The organism is Pseudomonas sp. KK18 (genome assembly GCF_037094675.1).
Classification (GTDB): Bacteria; Pseudomonadota; Gammaproteobacteria; order Pseudomonadales; family Pseudomonadaceae; genus Aquipseudomonas.
The window spans coordinates 127,102-151,215 of sequence record NZ_CP146605.1; the positions used below are offsets into that span (position 1 = coordinate 127,102).

A 24,114-nucleotide genomic window follows, 5' to 3' on the forward strand; every position below is an offset into this window, starting at 1 on the left:
TCATACCTCGTTGAGCAGTTGAGCGGCATCCAATGCCGCGCGGCCCCGTGGGCCATGGAAGTATTCGTGAATCCAGGCGTCGTCGGTTTCCGAGACGACATCGATGGCATCCGCCACCAGTACCTTTTTCTGCGCCAGCACCGCTACGCGGTCGGTGATGGTGTACAGCGTGTCGAGGTCGTGGGTGACCAGGAACACGCTCAGGCCCAGCGCATCGCGCAGGGTCAGGATCAGTTGATCGAAGGCGGCGGCGCCGATCGGGTCGAGGCCGGCGGTGGGTTCGTCGAGAAACAGGATGTCCGGGTCCAGCGCCAGGGCACGGGCCAGGGCCGCGCGCTTGATCATGCCGCCGGAGAGTGACGAGGGGTATTTGTCGGCGGCCGACAGCGGCAGCCCGGCCAACGCCAGTTTCACTGCCGCCAGGTGCTCGGCATCGGGACGGCTGAGGCCGGCATGCTCTATCAGTGGCAACGCAACGTTCTCGGTGACCGTCAGCGAGGAAAACAGCGCGCCCTTCTGGAACAGCACGCCGAAGCGCCGCTCCACCAGTGACCGCTCGTGTTCCGACAGGCTCGGCAAGTTCTGCCCGAACACCCGCACCTGGCCTTCGCTGGGCTGGCGCAACCCAATGATGCTGCGCAGCAGCACCGACTTGCCGCTGCCGGAGCCACCGACGACGGCGAGGATTTCACCCTTGTACAAGTCCAGGTCGAGGTTCTCGTGCACGCTTTGCGAACCAAACCGGTTGCACAGCCCGCGGACTTCGATCACCGCCTCAGTGGACGCACGGCGCAGACGACTCACCAGCCCATCTCCATGAAGAACAGTGCGGCGACCGCATCCAGCACGATCACCACGAAAATCGATTGCACCACACTGGAGGTGGTGTGGGCGCCGACGGACTCGGCGCTGCCGCTGACCTTGAAACCTTCGAGGCAGCCGATGGCCGCGATCAGGAACGCGAAGATCGGCGCCTTGACCATGCCGACGAGGAAGTGCTGCACGCCAATGTCCGATTGCAGCAGCGACAGGAACATTGCCGGCGAAATATCCAGGGCCACGGCACACACCACACCGCCGCCGATAATGCCCGAGAGCATTGCCAGGAACGTCAGCATCGGCAGCGCCACCAGCAAGGCCAGTACGCGGGGCAGCACCAGCAACTCCATCGGGTCGAGGCCCAGGGTGCGGATCGCATCGATCTCTTCGTTGGCCTTCATCGAGCCGATCTGTGCGGTGAAGGCACTGGCAGTGCGGCCCGCCATCAGGATCGCGGTGAGCAACACGCCGAACTCCCGCAGGAAGGAGAACGCCACCAGGTCCACGGTGAAGATGCTCGCGCCAAAACTGGCCAGCACCGTGGCACCGAGAAACGCCACCACTGCGCCCACCAGGAAGGTCAGCAAGGCCACGATGGGGGCCGCGTCGAGGCCGGTTTGTTCGATATGCGCAACCATTGGCGTCACGCGCCAGCGCTTGGGCCGGAATACGCCACGGGCGAAGGTTTCGAGGATCAGGCCGATAAAGCCCAGCAGTTTCATGCCGTCTTGCCAGACGGTGTAGACCGCGCCGCCGATGCGCGCCAGCAACATGATGCCGGCGGCTTCTTCGGGTTCCTTGACCGGCACACAGAAGTCGTTCAGAGAGCGGTAGACGGTTTTCAGTAACGCGCGGTCGGCGGTCGAGAGGCTGCAGTCGGTCTGTTCGGCGGACTGTTCGATGCGCTCGGGGCCGAGCAGTTCCACCAGCAGCGAGGCGCCGGCCGTGTCCAGGGCGCCGAGGCCGTTAAGGTCGATACGTGCGCCAGCGTCGTACTGGCCGTCGAGCTTTTCCGACAGCTTCTTCAGGTTGGCATAGTGGGCAAGCGTCCAATCCCCTGTAATCCTCAGCAATGGAGGCTGGGTGGACGTGTCCAGATGGGCTGCACCGGCCGTTGTGCTACTGGTCATAAGCTCCGAGCTTGTTTGGCTATTCCAGAATTCCTACGTAATAGCACGATCCTGCCTACTTTGGCGCGTCTGGCGTTGTAGCGCCCTGACCGGGGTCAGTCACCTTGAAGCGCAACACGCCGATCACTTGGCCATCTTCGGTCAGCACCCGTACCTGCCAGCGTCCTACCGAGTCGGGGGGGAAGTTCTGCTTGTGGGTCCAGGCCCGATAGCCTTCCTTGCGCCCACCATGGATGTCCAGGGCGATGCGGTCGACTTCCTTGCCGTTGAATTTCCACACATGGTAGATCCGCTCATCCAGGCCGCGCGGCGCGTTGATCGCGGTGTAGGCATACAGCCCGCTGCTGCGCAGTTGGGCGGCGCTGACTTCTTTCAGGTCATCGCCGGGCGTGCGGTCCTGCAATTGGGTGCTGATGGCCACTTCGGTCATCCACAGCGTAGCGGGCGGCACCCAAGTGCGCAGGAACCAGCCGGCGCAACCAATCGCTGCGGTAACCCCCAACAGCATCGCCCAGCCCTTGATGCTACGCAGCGGCAGGCTCACGGCCAGGCTCGGGATAGAGAGCGCCATCGCCACGCCGAGGGCCAGTTTGTAACTCTCGGCGGTGGTCAGGTGCAGGATGATCGGCAGCGCGGTCAGCAGGGCTGCGAACAGGGTCAGGGTGTGCAGTGCGAGAAACAGCGAGCGCTTGGGTGCCAGCCACTTGTAGTACAGCGGGTCGGTGATGGAGACCAACGCCGCCGCGCCCAGCAGGCCGGTAAAGATCGACTGGCCGCTGTTCCAGGTGGTGGTGACAAAAAAGAACGGCAGGACAAAAAACAGGCTTTCCTGATGGATCATCTGCGTGGCGTAGCGCAGCAGCGGTTCGGGGATTTCCCGTTTGAAGACTTTGCTGAACAGCTGGGTGAGGCTGTTTTCGAGCATCAGCCATAACCAGCTCACCAGCATGATGATCGCGATCCAGCTGGCCATGCCTTGCTGGCGATCCACCAGGATGAAGCTGCCCACACCCGAGATGAAACCGCCGAGTGCAATCACCCCTGGGGAGCGCTTCATCAGCTCGAGGATGCGCTGGATGGTGTGAGTCAGGATAGGCATTCGGCAGTTCACAGTCTTTGTAGGAAAAATCCCAGACAGAATAACGTTTTAGCCGTTTTCTCGGGGCCCGATTACGCAATCCCTTTGCGATAACGCCACACGCCTAGTAACACAATCGCAATCAGCCCCAGTGCGCCTGCGGCGATCCAGTTGAGGCTATCGTAGCTGAACAACGGTTTCTCGATGCGCCAGTAGCCGTTCTGCTTGAACAACTCGCGCATGGCCTGGTTGGCTTGTTCCAGGCTTACAGCCTTGATGCGCTTGGCCGGGTCGCTGAAATGCCCTTTGGCGTAGTCGCCCGAGGCACTCCAGTAATAGTCGGCCAACGCGCTGTTGCCTTGAACGGCCCACGCCTGGCGGGCAATGGCGGCTTGTTGCAGGCGGGCGAAGGTGGCCGGGTCGAGGCCGTCCTTGAGCAACTGGGCCCTGAGGGTTTCCAGCACGTGCTCGGCTTCCGGCAGGTTGTCGCGTTCAAGGTCGGCGTTGAGGCTCATGAAGCCGACGCCGCCCAGCACTTCGCGCTCGCTCCATGGGCCATAGGACAAGCCGTGCTGCAAGCGCAATTGACGATACAGCGCCCAATCCAGGTAGTCCTCGAGCAGGTCGAAGGTTTCATCGTATTGGTCGTCCAGTACCGGCTCGGGGAATAACCAGTGCAGCTTGGCGTTGTCACCGACCCAGCCGTGGATAAGGTCGCGGCGGACGGCGGCGGCGTGTTGAATCTCCGGCAACGGGCGATGTTCGCTGGGGTCAACCGGATCCAGTGCGCCGTAAGTGCGTTCGAGATAGGCCGGCAGCAGCTTGTCGAGGTCGCCGACGATGATCAGGGTCATGTTGTTGGGGGCGTACCAGGCCTTGCGCAGCTTTTCCAATTGGTCGCGGGTCAGGTGCTCGACTTCGGCCCGCTCGGCGCATTTGAGCCCCAGTTCGACGGCAAGCTGACTGCTGGCCTTGTGGCCGAGGTCCTGGCGGTCCAGCAGCCGTTGCAGGTGTGAGTAATGGCCGCCGTCTTCGCGCTCCACCACCTGTTTGGCGGCATTGATGTTGGCGTCGGTCAGTTGGGTGCGGGTGATGATGGCCAGCAGCAGGTCGAGCACCTTGCGCTGGTTCTGCGCCGGAGCCTCGATGACGAAAGTGGTGTCGGCATTGCTGGTGTAGGCGTTCCAGTCGCCGCCGAGGGCTTGCATGCGTTCTTCCAGTTCACCTTCGCCGCCACCGTCGATCCCGCTGAACAGCAAATGCTCCAGCAGGTGCGGCAGTTCCTTGTCTTCACAACTGAAGTCATCCAGGCCCACACCCACCACCAGGCGAATTGCCACGTGGCCGCGTTCGGTGCCCGGCTTGAGCAGCAATTGCAGGCCGTTGGGCAGGGTGTAGCCCTCGACTTGCAGGCGGTCAAAGGCAAAGGTGTGTGCCGAACCCATGAGCAGGCAGGCGAATAGCAGGCGACGCATAACAGGCTTCCTGGCGAGTGAGGTCCGTTGTTAACTGACTTCACTCGCCGTCGTACGTTCAGGGCGAATGGGTGATGTCGGCAATATCGTCCGCCGAGAGGGCGCCGGTGTCGGTGGTTTCCAGCACCACATAAGCGCTGCTGCAGAACAGCGAGTTGAGACGCTTCATGTCGGCAATCAGCTCCAGGTGCAAGGAACTGGTCTCCAGGCTCTGTACGATTTTACGTTGCAAGCGGCTGACGTGGGCGTGGGCCAGGCGACGCTCCTGGGCGCGGAAGCGGCGCTTTTCCCGCAGCAGTTGCCGGGCGCTTTCCGGGTCGGCACTGAGGAACACCGAGAGCCCCAGGCGCAGGTTGGCGATCAGTTGGGTTTGCAGGCCCGCGAGTTCCTCCAGGCCGACTTCGGAGAATGAGCGGCGCTGGGAGGTCTTTTGCTGCTGGACCTTGCGCAGCATGCGTTCGATCAGGTCGCCGGCCAGTTTCAGGTTGATCGACAGTTCGATGATCTCGGCCCAGCGTCGGCTGTCCTGTTCGCTGAGGTCTTCCCGGGGCATTTGCGCGAGGTAGAGCTTGATCGCGCTGTAGAGCGCCTCGACATCGTCGCTCAGGCTGCGCATTTCCTGGGTGATGGCGGTTTGCTTGCCGCGCAGCACCTCCAGCATCGAGGTCAGCATGTTGTCGATCAGGTCGCCCAGACGCAGGGTTTCGCGGGCGGCGTTGGCCAGTGCCAGGCTTGGGGTGGCGAGTGCTGCCAGGTCCAGGTGGCGCGGCTTGGCCAGGCCGTTGACCTCTTCGCGTTCCGGGAGCAACCAGGCGCACAAGCGGGACATCGGGCCGATGGTGGGCAGCAGGATCAGGCAGCGAATAACGTTATAGAGCAGGTGGAAGGTGATCACCATGCCTTGGGCGCTGTAGTCCAGGTTATCCATCCAGCCGACCAGCGGGTCGAGTACCGGGATGATCAGCAGCAAGCCGATCAGCTTGTACAGCAGGCTGCCCAGGGCCACCTGGCGCCCGGCGGCGTTCTGCATGCTGGTGCTGAGGAAGGCCAGCACGCCGCTGCCGATGTTGGCGCCGATCACCAGGCCGATGGCCACGTGCAGGCCGATCACGCCGGCACCGGCGAGGGTCGCGGTCAGCAGGACGGCGGCCAGGCTGGAGTAGGAAATCATCGCGAACAGTGCGCCGACCAGGGCATCGAGCAAGATGTCGCCGGTCAGCGAGGCGAACAGGACCTTGACGCCCTGCGCGTGGGTGATCGGGCCCGCGGCTTCGACGATCAGTTGCAGCGCAAGGATGATCAGCCCGAGGCCGATCCCGACACGGCCCATCTGCCCGGCGCGTGTCTGTTTGCGCGACAGGAAGAAAATCACCCCGAGGAAAATCAACAGCGGCGACAGCCACGACAGGTCAAAGGTCAGCACCCGGGCCATCAGCGCGGTACCGACATCGGCACCGAGCATGGTCGCCAGGGCGGGCATCAGGCCCATCAGGCCCTGGCCGACAAACGAAGTCACCAGCATCGCCGTGGCGTTGCTGCTTTGCACCATGGCCGTCACCAGGATGCCGGCGATAAACGCCAGCCAGCGCTTGGACATGTTCTGCCCGATGACCTGGCGCAAGTTGGAGCCGTAGACCCGCAGGATGCCGGTACGGACGATGTGCGTGCCCCAGATCAGCAGGGTTACCGCGGAAAGCAGATTGAGCAGGGTCAGCATGCTGGGCCCCCTGTGTTGAGTCGTGCTCCAATCGGAGCAAGTGAATAGTGCCGCGTGCCGTTCTACGTCTTGTACTTAAGCTGTAGTTGGCGAATGGGCTCGGCGCCAGCATCGCATAGCTAAAGTCGGGATTGAAACAAAACTGTCATGAAATCAGCTTTTTGCAGATGAAAAAAAGGGGCTCTAAAGCCCCTTTTTCAGCAGCGGGTCCAGGTTATTGACCCGGAATGTCCTTGCGCAGTTTCACAGGGTCCTGCTGTTTCTTCTTTTTCGCGATGGCGGTACGCATCTTGATGTTCACCGCTTCAACCGCCAGGGAGAACGCCATGGCGAAGTAAACGTAGCCTTTTGGCACGTGAACGTCGAAGGCTTCGGCGATCAGCACGGTACCCACCACCAGCAGGAACGACAGCGCCAGCATCTTCAGCGACGGGTGTTTGTCGATGAAATCGCTGATGGTGCCGGCGGCCAGCATCATCACCAGTACGGCGACGATGATCGCGGCCACCATCACCGGTACGTGGGAAACCATACCAACGGCGGTAATCACCGAGTCGAGGGAGAACACGATGTCGATGATCGCGATCTGGATGATGGTGTAGATGAACTTGCCACCGGCGCCCTTCGGCTCGTCGTGGGTTTCGTCTTCACCTTCCAGGGCGTGGTACATCTCCTGGGAGCTTTTCCACAGCAGGAACAGGCCACCGAAGAACAGGATCAGGTCGCGGCCGGAAATGCCTTGGCCGAACACCACGAACAGATCGTCGGTGAGGCGCATGACCCAAGTGATCGACAGCAGCAACAGGATCCGCGTGACCATCGCCAGCGCCAGGCCGAAGATCCGGGTACGCGCCTGCATGTGCTTGGGCATGCGGCTGACCAGGATCGAAATCATGATGATGTTATCGATGCCCAGGACGATCTCGAGGGCCGTCAGGGTGAAGAAGGCAATCCAGATTTCCGGATTGGTCAGCCATTCCATGTGTATTCCTTTGAGCGAGTGTTAGACCGCGCCAGCCTTAAGAGCCGGCGCAGTGAGTTGTACGATTATAGAGTGCTGAACAGCGGAAAAATCCCCATCAGCAAAGCGGCGACCATTATGCACAGGCACACCAGCACCGCCCACTTGAGGGTGAAGCGCTGGTGATCGCCAAATTCGATACCCGCCAGGGCTACCAGCAAGTAGGTCGATGGAACCAGTGGGCTCAACAAGTGCACAGGCTGGCCAACGATCGAGGCGCGGGCCATTTCCACGGCAGTGATGCCGTAGTGGCTGGCGGCTTCGGCCAGTACCGGCAGAACGCCGTAGTAGAAGGCATCGTTGGACATGAAGAAGGTAAACGGCATGCTCACCAGCGCGGTGATCACGGCCAGATAAGGCCCCAGCGCGTCAGGGATGACGGCCAGCAGGCTCTTGGACATGGCATCGACCATGCCGGTACCGGACAGGATGCCGGTGAAGATACCGGCGGCGAAGATCAGGCCGGTGACCGCCAGGACGCTGCCGGCATGGGCGGCGATCCGGTCTTTCTGCATCTGCAGGCACGGGTAGTTGACGATCATCGCGATACTGAAGGCCACCATGAACAGTACTGGCAGTGGCAACAGGCCGGCGATCAAGGTGCACATCAGGGCGAAGGTCAGTGCGCCGTTGAACCAGATCAGTTTCGGACGGCGGGCGTCCGGGTATTGCGAGACGCTGATTTCGCTGTGGTCGATTTCATCGCCTTGCAGGTGCAACTCGCCCAGGCGTGCCCGTTCGCGCTTGCCGTACATATAGGCAATCACCAGGATGGCGACGACGCCGGCGGCCATGGCTGGAATCATCGGTACGAAAATATCCGATGGGTCCACGTGCAATGCACTGGCGGCGCGGGCGGTCGGGCCACCCCATGGGGTCATGTTCATCACCCCACCGGCGAGGATGATCAGGCCGGCCATGATCCGCGGGCTCATGCCAATGCGCTGGTACAGCGGCAGCATGGCGGCCACGCAGATCATGTAGGTGGTGGCGCCGTCTCCGTCCAGTGATACCACCAGGGCCAGCACGGCGGTGCCGACCGAGACCTTCAGCGGGTCGCCCTTGACCAGCTTGAGGATCTTGCGCACGGCCGGGTCGAACAGGCCGGAGTCGATCATCAAGGCGAAATAGAGGATGGCAAACATCAGCATTACGCCGGTCGGCGCAAGCTTGGTGATGCCCGCGAGCATCATCGGGCCGATCTGCGGGGCAAAGCCGCCGAACAGCGCGAACAGGATCGGTACGATGATCAGGGCGATCAGCGCAGACAGGCGCTTGGTCATGATCAGGAACATGAACGTGATGACCATGGCAAAGCCAAGGAAAGTCAGCATAGGAATACTCCAGGCGTAGCGCGGCTAGGGAATGGCGAACCGGTTGGGTCAGCGCAGAACGAAAGGCACGAGGCGTACGGGTGGAGTCGGGGCAAACAGGCGGGTACGGGCGGACATCGGGAATCACCATTGTTGTTGTTAACAACCGGTCTGTTGCCGGTAGTGGTGGGCGATCCTAGTCCCGGAAGCTTTCAGCCAGCTTTCGCTTGAGAAACGGGCTACGTTGAATGGACGACTGGTCCTGTATGAAATAAGGATGTGGGAGACAGAGCATGCATGAGCAACACCAAGGCGGCTGCCATTGCGGGCGGGTGCGTTATCAGTTCAGCGGGGCGTTGGTGGATATTGCCCACTGCCACTGTTCGATTTGCCGGCGGGTCAGCGGCGGCTTGGTGACAACCTGGATCACCCTGCCCCGTTCCGCGTTCGCCTGGGTGGCGGGAACGCCGGCGCAGTACGAATCTTCGCCGACATGCGTGCGGTATTTCTGTTCTAACTGTGGGGCGCATTTGGCGCTGGTAACGCAACTGAGTACCGAGAGTATCGATGTGACCATCGCAACCCTGGATCACCCGGAGCTGGCCCCGGCAGATCGGCACATCTGGGTAGAGAGCCGATTGCCGTGGTTACACCTGGATGAGCAACTACCGGAAGAAGCCGGAGAAGCGCTCTAGGGCAGTTCGAACCCGCCGGAGGCCTTGTGCAGTGCGCGCAAGTGCTCGCCTAGCTGCTTGAGGTTGGCTTCACATGCGGCAATCTCCGCCGCGCGGGCCGGTTCCAGCAGCGCCCTCACCTCTTTGTCCAGATCGCCGGTCAGCGACTGCAACTGCTTCTGGCGCGCGGCGCTCTCTGATTCCAGGCGTTTGGATTCTGTTGGTTGTGGCAAGCCGTAACCGCTGGTGCCCAGCAGCTCTGCCGGGCGACTGAGGAAGCCACTGTTGGCGAGGATCTGCTGCAACGTCGCGTTGGCCTTTTCCATGCCGCCGTTCTTCAGCTCGCGGGCGCCAAGGTAGCGTTGCTTGACTTCATCCTGGGCCAGCATGAGCTGCTTGCGGAAGCTTGCCTGTTCCAGCAGCAACAAGGCGGCGCTGGCGCGCAGGTCGGCTTCGGCGAACCATGGGCGGCGCTCTTCGGCACTCAGTGACAACCAATCCTCCACTTCAGCCTGTTTGATCGGCAGGCGCTTTTTCAACACCTCGAACATCGCCTGGTAGCGCTCGCGGAAGGAGTCGAAGTGATAGCCGAGGCGCAGCGCGCGTTTTTTGTCGTCCAGCACACTGGTATCGGCCAGGCCTCGGCCCTTGAGGACTTCCAGCAGGCCATTAGGCGTGATGTTGTCCAGGCCGGTCAGCTGCGGGTTGGCGCTGCCGCTGCGTAACAGTTTCAGGCTCTCGACTGCGCAGTTGTTGGAGATGAAGAAGTAGTTGCCGTCGTAGCTCCAGTGCATTTCGGCGGCGTGTTCGACGGTGTCGTTGATCTCCTGGCGCGTGAGCTTCAACGGCACCGACGCCAGGCCGCGCAGCTCGGTCTTGGTGTACTCGTCGATGACCTGAGACAGCGGCAGCACGAACAGCCGCGACGGGTATTTGCCGATCAGGCCGTCCCAGCTCGACAGTTGTACGTCACCGACAAACGCGCGGTAGGACAACACCAGGTGCTGGTCCAGGTCCAGGCGGCAGTCCGGGCCCCGTGGCCGGCCGGGGGCGCAGATCACCAGGCGCAGCATGCTGTGGCCCCAGCGACTCACGAGGTTCTGGTTGGCTTCGGCCAGCAGGTAGTCGATTTCGTAGACCCGCTCGGGGTCGACCTGGCCCAGTGGAGTCTTGGCGAAGTCGTTGCCGGCGTTGAGGAAGGCGTAGGTTTTGGCACAGGTGTCCTGGGCGGGCGGCGCCCAGCCAAAGTGTTCCTTGTAATAGCGGTACAGCGAAGGCCGGCGGCAGGCATAGCTCGGGTCGAGGAGGAAGTACTCCATGTTGACGGCGACGAATTCCAGCGGGCTGGTGGTTTCGTAGATGTCCGGGCTGCGGGCGACCTGATGGTTGTTCTGTTCACGTTCGCCGCGACGGCCGACGTATTGCGGCCACCCGGCGAGGTCCAGCAGGCGTGGGTCATCGCTGAGGGTAAAGCGGCGGTCGTTCTGGCCCCGGCATTGATCGGGCAGGCCGATCAGGCCGGTGATGTTGTTCTGGCGGCTGCAACGCTGGATCAGCTTGCGGTCGGCGCTGGACCACAGGCGGGCACGGTCATAGATGTGGGTCAGTTCATGCAGCACGGTGGCGAGCATTTCCCGGCGCACGGTGCCGTGGGGGCGATTGGTTTTTTGCGTCGCGGCACTGCCGTCGGTAAGGCTTTCCAGCAAGTTGCTGTTGAGGTCCAGTTCGGACACCAGCGAAGCCTGGCCGTAGGCGTTCTCGGGCATCTTGTCGGTCCAGCCGACGTCGATGGTCCGGTCCAGTTGCTCGATGAAGCGCGGCGGCAACGCCTGCATCGCTTCATCGAGCAATGCCTGGCTCGCCTGCTGCTGGGCCGGGCTCAAGCCATCGGTCTTGAGCCGCAGTTGCAGGGCGGCCTGAGCCGCGCTGGCGCCCAGCAGCAAGGTGCCGGCCAGTAGCCAGGCGGCAATGCGCCTCACAGAGAGAGGATAGCTTCGGCGAGGACCTGGTCGCTGGCGTCGCGGGCTTCCGGCACGCGGGTTCGCAGGGTGTCGAAGGCGGCTTCCAGTTGAGCGCCACGAATCTCGCCATTGCTGGCGACGAAACTGGCGGCATCGTCGTGGGCTTCGCGTACGACTTTGGAGTCGCGGATGGACGTGGTGGTGTCCGAGGTGAAATCGATGGTACGGGCCGAGGCTCGGACGATGATGTTACTGGTGGCCTTCAGGGTTTGTGCCTGGGCAACACCGGCCAACAACAGCAGGCCGAGAGCGCCGGCGATCAGCGGGCTACGCATGGAATGACTCCGAAATACAAAGATGATTATTGGACGAGAATTGCTTGCGCCAGTTCAAGGTCACTGGCGTTAAGTTTTGGCTGGGTATGGCGCAGATAATCCAGCGCTGATTCCAGTCGGGCTCCCCGCCATTGGCCGTCAGTGGCAATGAAAGCGGCAGCGTCATCCTGGGCGGCCAGTATCAGTTTATGGTCGAACGGTGCGGAGGTCACTTTGCTGGTGGCATACGCACTGACAACGAGGCTCTGGGTGGACAGGTCAAAGGCCGGAGCTTGCGTGGACCAGCAGGTGCAAAACACTACGGGAGCGATCAACAGGCGGTATGAAAAAGCCATGGGACTCGACAACTGAAAACGAGCGCCAAGGCTAGCGCAATGCCCGGGCGAGAGCCAGCGCGGAGGGTTCGGGGAGCGCCTGGCGCCCCCTTTATCCCACCTGCGGTCAGATGGCCAGGATCGCCTGGGCCAGCTGCGCGTCAGTCGCGGTATTCAGTTGTGGAGCCTGTTGGCGGATCTGGGCCAGGGCGCTTTCCAGTTTTACGCCACGGATGGCGCCTTCGCTGGCAACGAAGCTGGCGGCGTCGTCACGGGCGGCACGTACGACCTTGTTGTCACGCAGGGAGGAAGTGGCATCGGAGGTGGCGTCTGAGGTGGCTTTCAGTGCGCCGACGATCGAATCCGTGGTCACGATCAGGCTGGAGGCGTTGGCATTGGCAACCAGGGCCAGCAGGGCTGCAGCGCTCAGCAGGTGAAGACGGGACATGGGGTGACTCCTGTAAATGAACGAAAGGGTGGCACAAAGCTACTGCTTGAGCAGCGAGACCATGGGCATCAGACGCCCGTTCTACAGGGTTCGCCACGTGGTAGCCGGATATTAGCCGCCGCTTATCTGTTCGGATAGCTTCCTGCGGTGATTACTCGCGCCAGAACGATTTGGCCAGCTCAGATGCCCGGTCGCCGTGACTGATACCCGCATCGGACAATTCCCGCGGATCCAGTTGAGCCAGCAGCCTGCGTGTGCGGGCCCGTTGCCCCCAGCAGACGAGTGCTGCAGCGGTGCGCTTGAGTAGCTGTATCAACCGAGGGTGTTGCTGGTTTTTGGTATTCATGACGCGCGCCTTTCATGAGGTCCTGGAACACCATCTTGGGCTGGAGGGTGCTACCGGTACAGATACACGCGGGTTAAATTGTACTGCTTAATTGTTATGTTTTTTAAACTGTATCGGTCTTTAGAAAGCCGACTGTTTTCGCCATTGAAAATCCAAACCCCAGAAACAGCAGAACCCGCCGCCGGTTACCCGGGGCGGGTTCTGCTTTAACAATTCGGAGTGCTGGCGGTGGACCCGGTGGGTCAGGGCCAGCGGACGCTAATTAGCGCCAGAACGGCTTGCTCAGCTCTTCGTAGCGTTGTGCTTCGCTGATACCGGCGTCAGCCAGCAGACGCGAATCCAGACGAGCCAGTTGATGGCGGCTGGAGATGCGGCGCTGCCACAACATCAGGTTGGCGAGAACGCGCAGAGGCAGGGAAGCCTGGGTGTTTACAGCTTTTTCTTCGAAGAACAGATCGGAACTGAGTGTACGTTCCATGATGACATCCTTCCGCTTGTGGCGGGATTAGGTAGTGGTTTAACTGGTGCCAATGATCCTCCTCCCAGGCAAGACTCTCTAGATACAGTTCACCTGTATTGTGAGGGGCCAGTTAACTGTTTATAGGGGCTGTACTGTACGAAATTGGGGCAACTGTACCTGTCGGCACTTTTATGGTGCGTTTTAGGCGTTTATGGAGTTCGAGGTAGGATATTTCAGTAGGAAATGACCGGTACAGCAGTACAGTTTTTTATAAAAGTTGGGCTCGGAAGCTCGGGCTGATGAAACTGTGTTTGCATCAGCCCGAATCTGTATCAATCACGCCTTCAGCATATGCCCGGTTTCTTCCAGGTTGATGTGCCAACTCAGTGCTTCTCGCAGGATATGCGGGGTGTGCCCGCCCAGCACACAGGCTTGGGTGAAGTAGGTGTTCAGGGCATCGCGGTACGCCGGGTGCACACAGTTGTCGATGATGACCCGAGCCCGCTCCCGCGGCGCCAGGCCCCGCAGGTCCGCCAGGCCGACCTCGGTCACGAGGATGTCGACGTCATGCTCGGTATGGTCCACATGGCTGACCATTGGCACCACGCTGGAAATCGCGCCGGCCTTGGCAATCGACTTGCTGACAAAGATCGCCAGGTGCGCGTTGCGCGCGAAGTCGCCCGAGCCGCCAATTCCGTTCATCATCCGGGTGCCGCAGACGTGGGTGGAGTTGACGTTGCCATAGATGTCGAACTCCAGCGCGGTGTTAATGCCGATGATGCCCAGGCGCCGCACCACTTCCGGGTGATTGGAGATTTCCTGGGGCCGCAGCACCAATTTGTCTTTGTAGCGCTCCAGGTTGCCGAACACGTCGGCGTTGCGCCGTTCCGACAATGTGATCGAACTGCCTGAGGCAAAGCTCAGCTTGCCTGCGTCGATCAGGTCGAATGTGGAATCCTGGAGGACTTCCGAATACATCGTCAGGTCTTCGAAGGGCGACTCGATCAAACCGCACATCACCGCATTGGCAATGTTGCCGATGCCTGCCTGCAGCGGGCCGAGCTTGTTGGTCATGCGTCCGGCGTCGACTTCTTCTTTAAGGAAGTTGATCAGGTGATTGGCGATCGACTGGGTGTCGCTGTCGGGCGGCGTCACGGTGGAGGCCGAATCCGCCTGATTGGTGATGACGATCGCGACGATCTTTTCCGGCGGAATCGGAATCGCGGTGCTGCCGATACGGTCGTCCACGGCCACCAGCGGAATTGGCGTGCGGGTCGGGCGATAGCTCGGGATATAGATGTCGTGCAGGCCTTCCAGGTTCGGGTTATGCGCCATGTTGATCTCGACGATCACCTGCTTGGCGAAAATCGCGAAACTGGCGGAGTTGCCCACGGAAGTGGTTGGCACAATGTGGCCTTGCTCGGTGATCGCTACGGCTTCGATCACCGCGATGTCCGGTAGCTTGAGCTGATTGTTGCGCAACTGCTCGACGGTTTCCGACAAATGCTGGTCGATAAACATCACCTCGCCGGCGTTGATCGCCTTGCGCAGGGTGCTATCTACCTGGAATGGCATGCGTCGCGACAGTACACCGGCTTCGGTCAGTTGCTTGTCCAGGTCGTTGCCCAGGCTGGCGCCGGTCATCAGGGTAATTTTCAGCGGTGATGTCTTGGCGCGTTCGGCCAAGGCGTGGGGCACGGCCTTGGCCTCACCGGCGCGGGTGAAGCCGCTCATGCCGACGGTCATGCCGTCCTGGATCAGTGCGGCAGCGTCAGCCGCGCTCATGACCTTGTTCAACAACGAAGGCAAGCGGATACGATCACGGTACATGGATTGTTATCTCGGGCTACGGAAGCAAGATGCGCAGTCTAGTGATTTCAAAAAATTTCGTCCCGCTACCATGGTCGAATGCCAGGCAGCGATTTAGAGCCTTTTGTCGGTTTTTACCGGCAATAAAAAACCCCAGCCTACTAAAGGCCAGGGTTTTGGGTATTGCGCTGGCGCAGTGTTTATTCGACGGCCTTGACCATGTCTTCGATGACCTTCTTGGCGTCGCCGAAGACCATCATGGTCTTGTCCAGGTAGAACAGTTCGTTGTCCAGGCCGGCATAGCCGCTGGCCATCGAGCGCTTGTTGACGATGATGGTCTTGGCCTTGAACGCTTCGAGGATCGGCATGCCCGCGATGGGCGACTTGGGATCGTTCTTGGCGGCCGGGTTGACCACGTCGTTGGCGCCTAGCACCAGCACCACGTCGGCCTGGCCGAACTCGGAGTTGATGTCTTCCATCTCGAACACCTGGTCGTAAGGCACTTCTGCCTCGGCCAGCAATACGTTCATGTGACCAGGCATACGGCCTGCAACCGGGTGGATCGCGTACTTCACGGTCACGCCGCGGTGGGTCAGCTTCTCGGTCAGCTCTTTCAGTGCATGTTGTGCCCGTGCCACCGCCAGGCCGTAGCCCGGTACGATGATTACGGTATCGGCGTTGGTCAGCAGGAAGGTTGCATCGTCAGCCGAGCCGGATTTCACCGGGCGCGCTTCTTTCGAGCCGGCCGGGCCGGCGGCGTCTGCCGTGTTGCCGAAACCGCCGAGCAGTACATTAAAGAAGGAGCGGTTCATCGCCTTGCACATGATGTACGACAGGATCGCACCGCTTGAACCCACCAGCGAACCGGCGATGATCAGCATCGAGTTGTTCAGCGAGAAGCCGATCCCCGCCGCAGCCCAGCCGGAGTAGCTGTTGAGCATCGAGACGACCACCGGCATGTCGGCGCCGCCAATCGGGATAATGATCAGCACGCCCAGCACGAACGCCAGGGCCAGCATCAATGCGAAGGCGCTGAGGTTGCCGGTGAACATGAAGGCCAGGCCCAGGCCCAGTGTCAACAGCCCCAGCACCAGGTTCAGCTTGTGCTGACCGCCGAACTGTACCGGTGCGCCCTGAAACAGGCGGAACTTGTACTTACCCGACAGCTTGCCGAAGGCGATGACCGAGCCGGAGAACGTAATTGCACCGATGGCTGCACCGAGGAACAACTCCAGGCGGTTACCGGCGGGGATCGAATCCCCCAGGTGTTTCACGATACCCAGCGACTGTGGTTCCACGACTGCGGCGATGGCGATAAACACTGCAGCCAGGCCGATCATGCTGTGCATGAACGCCACCAGCTCCGGCATCTTGGTCATTTCCACTCGCTTGGCCATGATCGAGCCGGCGGTGCCGCCGACCAGCAGGCCAACGATGACGTAGCCAATGCCGGCAGTGGCCAGTTCGGCGCCGAGCTTATAGATGAGGCCCACGGTGGTGAGCACTGCCAGCGCCATGCCGAGCATGCCGAACAGGTTGCCGCGCCGGGACGTCGTCGGGTGTGACAGGCCTTTAAGGGCCTGGATAAAGCAGATCGACGCGATCAGGTAGAGCGTCGTGACCAGATTCATGCTCATGACGATGGCGCCTCTTCTTTTGCTTTCGGGGCTTTCTTCTTGAACATCTCAAGCATCCTGCGGGTAACCAGGAAGCCACCGAACACGTTGACCGCCGCGAGGGCTACGGCCAGGGTGCCCATGGTCTTGCCCAGTGGTGTCACGGTGAGTGCGGCTGCCAGCATGGCGCCGACGATCACGATCGCCGAAATCGCATTGGTCACGGCCATCAGCGGGGTGTGCAGGGCCGGGGTGACGTTCCAGACCACGTGATAACCGACATAAATCGCCAGCACGAAGATGATCAGGTTGTAGATACCGGGGGAGATAAGCTCTTCCATCGTCTGAATCCCTGCTTAGGCGTTTTTGCGGATGACTTGGCCGTCGCGGCACATCAGGCACGCGGCGACGATGTCGTCTTCGAGGTTGATTTCAAACTGCCCTTCCTTGGTGAAGACCAGCTTCAGGAAGTCCAGCAGGTTGCGTGCGTACAGCGCCGAGGCATCGGCGGCGACGGCGCCGGCCAGGTTGGTCGGGCCGCAGATGGTCACACCGTTTTCCACGACCACCTGGTCTGCCACGGTCAGCGGGCAGTTGCCGCCCTGGGCTGCGGCGAGGTCGATGACCACCGAGCCTGGCTTCATCTGTGCGACGGTCTCGGCGCTGAGCAGGGTCGGTGCCTTGCGACCCGGAATCAATGCGGTGGTGATGACGATGTCGGCTTGCTTGGCACGTTCATGCACGGCCAGGGCCTGGCGCTGCATCCAGCTTGTTGGCATTGGGCGCGCGTAACCGCCCACGCCGACCGCGCATTCACGTTCTTCATCAGTTTCGTATGGCACGTCGACGAACTTGGCGCCCAGGGATTCGATCTGTTCCTTTACCGCCGGACGCACGTCGGACGCTTCGATGACCGCACCCAGGCGTTTCGCGGTAGCGATCGCCTGCAGCCCTGCTACACCAGCTCCAAGAATCAGCACGCGAGCGGCTTTCACCGTTCCGGCGGCGGTCATCAGCATTGGCATGAAGCGTGGGTAGTGATGGGCGGCGAGCAGTACAGCCTTGTAGCCGGCAATGTTTGCCTGGGAAGAAAGCACATCCAGGCTCTGCGCGCGGGAGGTGCGCGGCGCGGCCTCAAGGGCAAAGGCCGTGATGCCATGCTCGGCCAGTCGGGTGATGGTTTCGTTGCTGAACGGATTGAGCATGCCCACCAGCACTGCGCCGCTTTTGATCAGCGTCAGTTCGCTGTCATTGGGGGCGACTACCTTGAGGATCAGCTCGGCGCCGAATGCATCACTGGCGTTGCCAATGGTTGCGCCTGCCGCTTCATAGGCACTGTCGACGACACTGGCATTGATGCCTGCCCCGCTTTGCACAGTGACCTTGTGGCCCTGGCCGATCAGCTTCTTGATGGTTTCCGGGGTGGCAGCCACCCGCGTTTCACCGGTCTGGGTTTCGAGAGGAACACCAATGTGCACGTCAAATCTCCTGCATGATCTTTTTGCTTTGATTTTTGTAAAAGGCCAGTGCGCCACGACAGGCGAATCTGGGCGGCCGATCAGCACGATCCCGCTGAAATACAGCGGGGCGCGGCATTTTGCAGGCGAACTTTACGGCCTTCAAGAGATTATGACGGGTGACGAAAAATTAACTACAAGTCACCCCGTGACCGATTGTCGCAATGGATAGATTAAAGTCGTTTAAATACAGGAGATTAAAGAGTTTTTACCGAAATATCATCGCATCTCCATCGCCGACGTGAATGTTTGGGCATCGCTGCAATTTTATGGCTACAGGCCAATACCTACATGGCTTAAAGGCCATTTCAGGGTCAAAAGATGCGGTCTTCTAAATTGCGACATATATATACATATGTAGGTATTTTATTTTGTTGACTACAAAGTTAATAAATTGACGAAGACCCTTTAGATATTGGGGTTGTAACGATGCGACTGATCAATCAGCCAGTCTCTGAACGCATGCAGAGAAGCTGATTCGACCTTTCTCTCGGGAATCATCAGGTAGTAAGCCTTTGAGCTCGCCAGTACCTGAGGGCTGGCAATCACCAAGTGCCCATCGCTCAGTTCCCTTTGAATAAGGAACGGCGGTATCAGTGCAATGCCCATATCGTGCATGGCTGCCTGGGACAACATGGAGAATAGCTCGTAACGCGGGCCTGTCATGTCGCGGGGTATGTCCAGCTGTTGCGCGTTGAACCACTGGCGCCAGGCATAGGGTCGAGTGGTTTGTTGCAGCAGGGGCAGTTCGGCGATTTCGTGTGCAGTGAAGTGCGTGCGATCGCCCAGCAAGCGCGGGCTGCATACCGGGAGCGGGTTTTCTCCCATCAGTTTGTGGGATTCGGTACCGGACCAGTCGGCATCGCCAAAGTAGATTGCCGCGTCGAATTCGGTATCGGCGAACAGGAAAGGCCGTGTGCGGTTGGTCAGGTTGACGGTGACTTCGGGATGCTGGTGCTGAAAGTCCTTGAGGCGCGGGATCAGCCATTGGGTGCCGAAGGTCGGGACCACCGCCAGTTCAATAACGTTGGTGCCCTGCTGTCCCATGATCGAAAGGGTGTCGCGTTCCACGGCGTCAAGTTGCGTAGCCACCCGGCGACTGTAGGAAAGCCCTGCTTCTGTCAGTTTCACGCCCCGGCGCGAGCGTCGAAACAGCTCGACACTTAAAAACTCCTCAAGACTGGCGATTTGTCGGCAGATTGCGCCCTGGGTGATCGAAAGCTCCTGTGCCGCCTTGGTAAAGCTCTCGTGGCGGGCTGCAGCCTCGAAACTGACCAGCGCCGTGGTGCTGGGAATTTTTCTGCGCATGTACCGTGACCTCACAAGTAAAGAGCATCTATGCCGCTTTTGAATGTTACGGAGTGAGAAATTAGCACAAGGCTATGCAAAATCCTCGTTTGCCCTCCTCGCCTGCCCGGCCTAGGCTCCATGCACGACTTTTGATTTACTTCGCGAGGACTCACTCATGGGCGGTAAGGCAAGCTTCAACTGGATCGATCCACTGCTGCTGGATTCACAGCTCACCGAAGAAGAACGCATGGTGCGCGACAGTGCCGAACAGTTCGCCCAGGACAAGCTGGCGCCCCGTGTTCTCGAAGCCTTCCGCCATGAAAAGACTGACCCTGCGATCTTCCGCGAAATGGGTGAGACCGGCCTGCTGGGGGCGATGATTCCAGAGCAGTACGGTGGCAGTGGATTGAACTACGTCAGCTATGGCCTGATCGCTCGTGAAGTAGAGCGTGTGGACTCTGGCTACCGTTCGATGATGAGTGTGCAGTCCTCACTGGTGATGGTGCCTATCAATGAATTCGGTACCGAAGCGCAAAAGCAGAAATACCTGCCGAAGCTGGCCTCTGGTGAATGGATTGGCTGCTTTGGCCTGACCGAGCCTAACCATGGTTCCGACCCGGGCGCGATGATTACCCGCGCGCGCAAAGTGGATGGCGGCTACAGCCTCACTGGCAGCAAGATGTGGATTACCAACAGCCCGATTGCGGATGTGTTCGTGGTGTGGGGCAAGGACGATGCGGGCGACATTCGCGGCTTCGTGCTGGAAAAGGGTTGGAAAGGCCTGAGTGCTCCGGCGATCCACGGCAAGGTCGGATTGCGCGCCTCGATCACCGGTGAAATCGTCATGGATAACGTGTTTGTTCCTGAAGAGAACATCTTCCCGGATGTGCGTGGCCTGAAAGGACCGTTCACTTGCCTTAACTCGGCACGCTACGGGATCTCGTGGGGTGCCTTGGGGGCCGCGGAGTTCTGCTGGCATACCGCGCGTCAGTACACCCTTGATCGCCAGCAGTTCGGGCGGCCTTTGGCGGCTACTCAACTGATCCAGAAGAAGCTCGCAGACATGCAGACTGAAATCACCCTGGCGCTGCAAGGATGCCTGCGGTTGGGTCGTATGAAGGATGAGGGCACTGCGGCTGTGGAAATCACCTCGATCATGAAGCGTAACTCGTGTGGCAAGTCGCTCGACATTGCCCGGATGGCGCGTGACATGCTCGGTGGTAACGGCATCTCGGATGAGTTCGGCATTGCCCGCCACCTGGTCAACCTTGAAGTGGTGAATACCTATGAGGGTACTCACGACGTGCATGCATTGATCCTGGGGCGAGCGCAAACCGGTATTCAGGCGTTCTATTAATAGGAGAACGACCATGGGCGCGCTTTCGCACCTGCGGGTACTGGATTTGTCGCGAGTGCTGGCGGGCCCTTGGGCCGGGCAGATACTTGCAGACCTTGGCGCTGAAGTGATCAAGGTCGAGCGGCCCGGGAATGGCGACGACACTCGTGCCTGGGGGCCACCCTTCCTCAAGGATGCGTATGGGGAAAACACCACTGAGGCGGCGTATTACCTGTCTGCCAATCGCAACAAGGAATCGGTGACGATCGACTTCACGCGGCCGGAGGGCCAGAAGCTGGTGCGTGACCTGGCGGCGAAGTCCGACATTCTGATCGAGAACTTCAAGGTAGGCGGCTTGGCGGCCTATGGGTTGGACTATGAGTCGCTCAAGGAGATCAATCCGGAGTTGATCTACTGCTCGATTACCGGGTTTGGTCAGACCGGGCCCTATGCGACGCGGGCGGGCTACGACTTCATGATCCAGGGGCTTGGCGGGCTGATGAGCCTGACTGGCCGCCCGGAGGGTGAAGACGGCGCCGGGCCGGTTAAGGTTGGAGTGGCGCTGACGGATATTCTTACGGGGCTTTACTCGACAGTTGCGATCCTGGCGGCCATGGCTCACCGGGATCATGATGGTGGCGGCCAGCATATCGATATGGCGTTGCTGGATGTGCAGGTGGCTTGTCTGGCTAATCAGGCGATGAACTACCTGACGACGGGCGTCTCTCCAAAGCGCCTGGGTAACGCTCATCCGAATATCGTTCCCTATCAGGATTTTCCTACGGCGGATGGCGACTTCATTCTTACTGTGGGTAATGATGGGCAGTTCCGCAAATTTGCCGAAGTGGCTGGGCAGCCCCAGTGGGCGGATGATCCTAGGTTTGCTACTAATAAGCTGCGAGTGGCTAACAGGGCGGTGCTGATTCCGTTGATCCGTCAGGCTACCGTGTTCAAGAGCACGGCTGAATGGGTAGTTCAGCTGGAGCGAGTAGGTGTGCCTTGCGGCCCGATCAATGACCTGGCGCAGGTGTTTGCCGATCCTCAGGTAAAAGCGCGCGGGTTGGCGATGCAGTTGCCTCATGCGTTGGCTGGTACTGTGCCCCAGGTGGCAAGTCCTATGCGCCTGTCCAAGACGCCTGTTGAATACCGCAGCGCACCTCCGCTGTTGGGTGAGCATACCCATCAGGTGCTGCAGCAAGTGCTGGGTTTGACGCCAGCGAATGTGTCGGCTTTGAGGGAGGCCGGGGTCATCTGAAGCTTCTCTTCTATATAGAGGGTTGTTGAGGCTCTCTATATGGAGGGAAGTTGGTCGGTTTTTAGCCAGAAATGCCTATTTGATAGAAAAGCTGAATTAAGGGTTGACGGCAGATTCTGGAAGTCTATAATTCGCCCCACTTCCGGCGCAGTCGAAACGGAAAACTCCTTGGTAAACAAAGAGTTATGTAGGTTTCGGCAGCGAGTTGCTTCAGATCATCGAGGCCCAGAAGGAGTTAGTAAGGCAGTGTTGTTTGGCCCTATTAACGTTTCGATCTTCTCGGTCGAAAGCGGAGAAAAAGAGGTGTTGACAGCAGCGTGTAACGCTGTAGAATTCGCCTCCCGCTAACGAGAGATCGGAAGCGCAAGTGGTTGAAGTTACAAAGGAAACTTTGAAAACTTCTGAAAATAATCACTTGACAGCAAATGAGGCTGCTGTAGAATGCGCGCCTCGGTTGAGACGAAAGATCTTAACCAACCGCTCTTTAACAACTGAATCAAGCAATTCGTGTGGGTGCTTGTGGAGTCAGACTGATAGTCAACAAGATTATCAGCATCACAAGTTACTCCGCGAGAAATCAAAGATGTAACCAACGATTGCTGAGCCAAGTTTAGGGTTTCTTAAAAACCCAAAGATGTTTGAACTGAAGAGTTTGATCATGGCTCAGATTGAACGCTGGCGGCAGGCCTAACACATGCAAGTCGAGCGGTAGAGAGAAGCTTGCTTCTCTTGAGAGCGGCGGACGGGTGAGTAATGCCTAGGAATCTGCCTGGTAGTGGGGGATAACGTCCGGAAACGGACGCTAATACCGCATACGTCCTACGGGAGAAAGCAGGGGACCTTCGGGCCTTGCGCTATCAGATGAGCCTAGGTCGGATTAGCTAGTTGGTGGGGTAATGGCTCACCAAGGCGACGATCCGTAACTGGTCTGAGAGGATGATCAGTCACACTGGAACTGAGACACGGTCCAGACTCCTACGGGAGGCAGCAGTGGGGAATATTGGACAATGGGCGAAAGCCTGATCCAGCCATGCCGCGTGTGTGAAGAAGGTCTTCGGATTGTAAAGCACTTTAAGTTGGGAGGAAGGGCAGTAAATTAATACTTTGCTGTTTTGACGTTACCGACAGAATAAGCACCGGCTAACTCTGTGCCAGCAGCCGCGGTAATACAGAGGGTGCAAGCGTTAATCGGAATTACTGGGCGTAAAGCGCGCGTAGGTGGTTCGTTAAGTTGGATGTGAAATCCCCGGGCTCAACCTGGGAACTGCATTCAAAACTGACGAGCTAGAGTATGGTAGAGGGTGGTGGAATTTCCTGTGTAGCGGTGAAATGCGTAGATATAGGAAGGAACACCAGTGGCGAAGGCGACCACCTGGACTGATACTGACACTGAGGTGCGAAAGCGTGGGGAGCAAACAGGATTAGATACCCTGGTAGTCCACGCCGTAAACGATGTCAACTAGCCGTTGGGAGCCTTGAGCTCTTAGTGGCGCAGCTAACGCATTAAGTTGACCGCCTGGGGAGTACGGCCGCAAGGTTAAAACTCAAATGAATTGACGGGGGCCCGCACAAGCGGTGGAGCATGTGGTTTAATTCGAAGCAACGCGAAGAACCTTACCAGGCCTTGACATCCAATGAACTTTCTAGAGATAGATTGGTGCCTTCGGGAACATTGAGACAGGTGCTGCATGGCTGTCGTCAGCTCGTGTCGTGAGATGTTGGGTTAAGTCCCGTAACGAGCGCAACCCTTGTCCTTAGTTACCAGCACGTTATGGTGGGCACTCTAAGGAGACTGCCGGTGACAAACCGGAGGAAGGTGGGGATGACGTCAAGTCATCATGGCCCTTACGGCCTGGGCTACACACGTGCTACAATGGTCGGTACAGAGGGTTGCCAAGCCGCGAGGTGGAGCTAATCCCAGAAAACCGATCGTAGTCCGGATCGCAGTCTGCAACTCGACTGCGTGAAGTCGGAATCGCTAGTAATCGCGAATCAGAATGTCGCGGTGAATACGTTCCCGGGCCTTGTACACACCGCCCGTCACACCATGGGAGTGGGTTGCACCAGAAGTAGCTAGTCTAACCTTCGGGGGGACGGTTACCACGGTGTGATTCATGACTGGGGTGAAGTCGTAACAAGGTAGCCGTAGGGGAACCTGCGGCTGGATCACCTCCTTAATCGACGACATCAGCTGCTCCAT

General features: G+C 59.5%; 21 protein-coding genes and 1 rRNA gene. 4 read left to right on the forward strand and 18 right to left on the reverse strand.

All coding sequences use genetic code 11. The annotated features are described in order from the left end of the window. From V6607_RS00595 to V6607_RS00625, 7 genes are all read right to left on the reverse strand, one after another. Positions 1–795 (reverse strand): ATP-binding cassette domain-containing protein, encoded by a 795-nt coding sequence (locus tag V6607_RS00595; protein WP_166742183.1) that lies wholly within the window; start codon positions 793–795, stop codon positions 1–3. 5 nt (positions 796–800) lie between these two features. Next, positions 801–1,949, reverse strand: a complete 1,149-nt coding sequence (locus V6607_RS00600; protein ID WP_032899919.1) for an ABC transporter permease — start codon at positions 1,947–1,949, stop codon at positions 801–803. 55 nt (positions 1,950–2,004) lie between these two features. Continuing rightward, complete coding sequence (locus V6607_RS00605; protein ID WP_134325504.1) at positions 2,005–3,048, reverse strand: DUF5924 family protein; 1,044 nt, start codon at positions 3,046–3,048, stop codon at positions 2,005–2,007. Between the two features lie 71 nt (positions 3,049–3,119). Continuing rightward, on the reverse strand, positions 3,120–4,502 hold the full coding sequence (locus tag V6607_RS00610; RefSeq protein WP_338742922.1) for a pitrilysin family protein: 1,383 nt from the start codon (positions 4,500–4,502) through the stop codon (positions 3,120–3,122). A 58-nt stretch (positions 4,503–4,560) separates the two neighbouring features. After that, positions 4,561–6,219 (reverse strand): Na/Pi cotransporter family protein, encoded by a 1,659-nt coding sequence (locus V6607_RS00615; protein ID WP_003214770.1) that lies wholly within the window; start codon positions 6,217–6,219, stop codon positions 4,561–4,563. Positions 6,220–6,433: 214 nt separating this feature from the next. Next, complete coding sequence (locus V6607_RS00620; RefSeq protein ID WP_003214768.1) at positions 6,434–7,201, reverse strand: TerC family protein; 768 nt, start codon at positions 7,199–7,201, stop codon at positions 6,434–6,436. Positions 7,202–7,266: 65 nt separating this feature from the next. Next, entirely contained in the window at positions 7,267–8,574 is a 1,308-nt protein-coding gene (locus tag V6607_RS00625) for a CitMHS family transporter (RefSeq protein WP_003214766.1), read from the reverse strand. 272 nt (positions 8,575–8,846) lie between these two features. Between V6607_RS00625 and V6607_RS00630 the strand changes: the two genes are divergently transcribed. After that, positions 8,847–9,248: a GFA family protein gene (locus V6607_RS00630; protein ID WP_087694541.1), complete on the forward strand. Its 402-nt coding sequence runs from the start codon at positions 8,847–8,849 to the stop codon at positions 9,246–9,248. Here V6607_RS00630 and V6607_RS00635 read toward each other — a convergent pair. The 11 genes from V6607_RS00635 to V6607_RS00685 form a co-directional block, all read right to left on the reverse strand. After that, a complete protein-coding gene (locus V6607_RS00635) occupies positions 9,245–11,206 on the reverse strand; it encodes a DUF4105 domain-containing protein (RefSeq protein ID WP_087694540.1) in 1,962 nt (653 codons plus the stop codon). The genes V6607_RS00630 and V6607_RS00635 overlap by 4 nt on opposite strands. Further along, a complete protein-coding gene (locus V6607_RS00640; protein ID WP_134325505.1) occupies positions 11,203–11,523 on the reverse strand; it encodes a DUF2388 domain-containing protein in 321 nt (106 codons plus the stop codon). Before V6607_RS00640 ends, V6607_RS00635 begins: the two co-directional genes overlap by 4 nt. Positions 11,524–11,549: 26 nt before the next feature. After that, positions 11,550–11,858 carry a DUF2388 domain-containing protein gene (locus V6607_RS00645; protein WP_008439654.1) on the reverse strand — a complete coding sequence of 103 codons (309 nt, stop codon included), beginning with the start codon at positions 11,856–11,858 and terminating at the stop codon, positions 11,550–11,552. Between the two features lie 106 nt (positions 11,859–11,964). Then, positions 11,965–12,285, reverse strand: coding sequence for a DUF2388 domain-containing protein (locus V6607_RS00650; RefSeq protein ID WP_003214756.1), 321 nt, complete (start codon positions 12,283–12,285; stop codon positions 11,965–11,967). A 151-nt stretch (positions 12,286–12,436) separates the two neighbouring features. Continuing rightward, complete coding sequence (locus tag V6607_RS00655; protein WP_003214754.1) at positions 12,437–12,631, reverse strand: DUF1127 domain-containing protein; 195 nt, start codon at positions 12,629–12,631, stop codon at positions 12,437–12,439. 262 nt (positions 12,632–12,893) lie between these two features. Next, positions 12,894–13,109, reverse strand: a complete 216-nt coding sequence (locus V6607_RS00660; protein WP_003214752.1) for a DUF1127 domain-containing protein — start codon at positions 13,107–13,109, stop codon at positions 12,894–12,896. Positions 13,110–13,427: 318 nt separating this feature from the next. After that, positions 13,428–14,921, reverse strand: coding sequence for an acetyl-CoA hydrolase/transferase family protein (locus tag V6607_RS00665; protein ID WP_134325506.1), 1,494 nt, complete (start codon positions 14,919–14,921; stop codon positions 13,428–13,430). Positions 14,922–15,100: 179 nt separating this feature from the next. After that, positions 15,101–16,537, reverse strand: coding sequence for an NAD(P)(+) transhydrogenase (Re/Si-specific) subunit beta (locus V6607_RS00670; protein WP_003214748.1), 1,437 nt, complete (start codon positions 16,535–16,537; stop codon positions 15,101–15,103). After that, positions 16,534–16,857, reverse strand: a complete 324-nt coding sequence (locus tag V6607_RS00675; protein ID WP_008439664.1) for an NAD(P) transhydrogenase subunit alpha — start codon at positions 16,855–16,857, stop codon at positions 16,534–16,536. The genes V6607_RS00670 and V6607_RS00675 overlap by 4 nt, the downstream gene beginning before the upstream one ends. A 15-nt stretch (positions 16,858–16,872) precedes the next feature. Next, positions 16,873–17,994 (reverse strand): Re/Si-specific NAD(P)(+) transhydrogenase subunit alpha, encoded by a 1,122-nt coding sequence (locus V6607_RS00680; RefSeq protein WP_003214747.1) that lies wholly within the window; start codon positions 17,992–17,994, stop codon positions 16,873–16,875. 447 nt (positions 17,995–18,441) lie between these two features. Next, positions 18,442–19,341 carry a LysR family transcriptional regulator gene (locus tag V6607_RS00685; RefSeq protein WP_003214745.1) on the reverse strand — a complete coding sequence of 300 codons (900 nt, stop codon included), beginning with the start codon at positions 19,339–19,341 and terminating at the stop codon, positions 18,442–18,444. 157 nt (positions 19,342–19,498) lie between these two features. On the opposite strand from V6607_RS00685, the gene V6607_RS00690 reads away from it, so the two are divergent. The 3 genes from V6607_RS00690 (at position 19,499) to V6607_RS00700 (ending at position 24,091) form a co-directional block, all read left to right on the forward strand. Continuing rightward, complete coding sequence (locus tag V6607_RS00690) at positions 19,499–20,680, forward strand: acyl-CoA dehydrogenase (RefSeq protein WP_010168706.1); 1,182 nt, start codon at positions 19,499–19,501, stop codon at positions 20,678–20,680. A gap of 13 nt (positions 20,681–20,693) precedes the next feature. After that, on the forward strand, positions 20,694–21,914 hold the full coding sequence (locus tag V6607_RS00695) for a CaiB/BaiF CoA-transferase family protein (RefSeq protein ID WP_134325507.1): 1,221 nt from the start codon (positions 20,694–20,696) through the stop codon (positions 21,912–21,914). Positions 21,915–22,554: 640 nt separating this feature from the next. Further along, positions 22,555–24,091: ribosomal RNA gene (locus V6607_RS00700) — 16S ribosomal RNA — on the forward strand. The last annotated feature ends 23 nt before the right edge of the window (positions 24,092–24,114 follow it).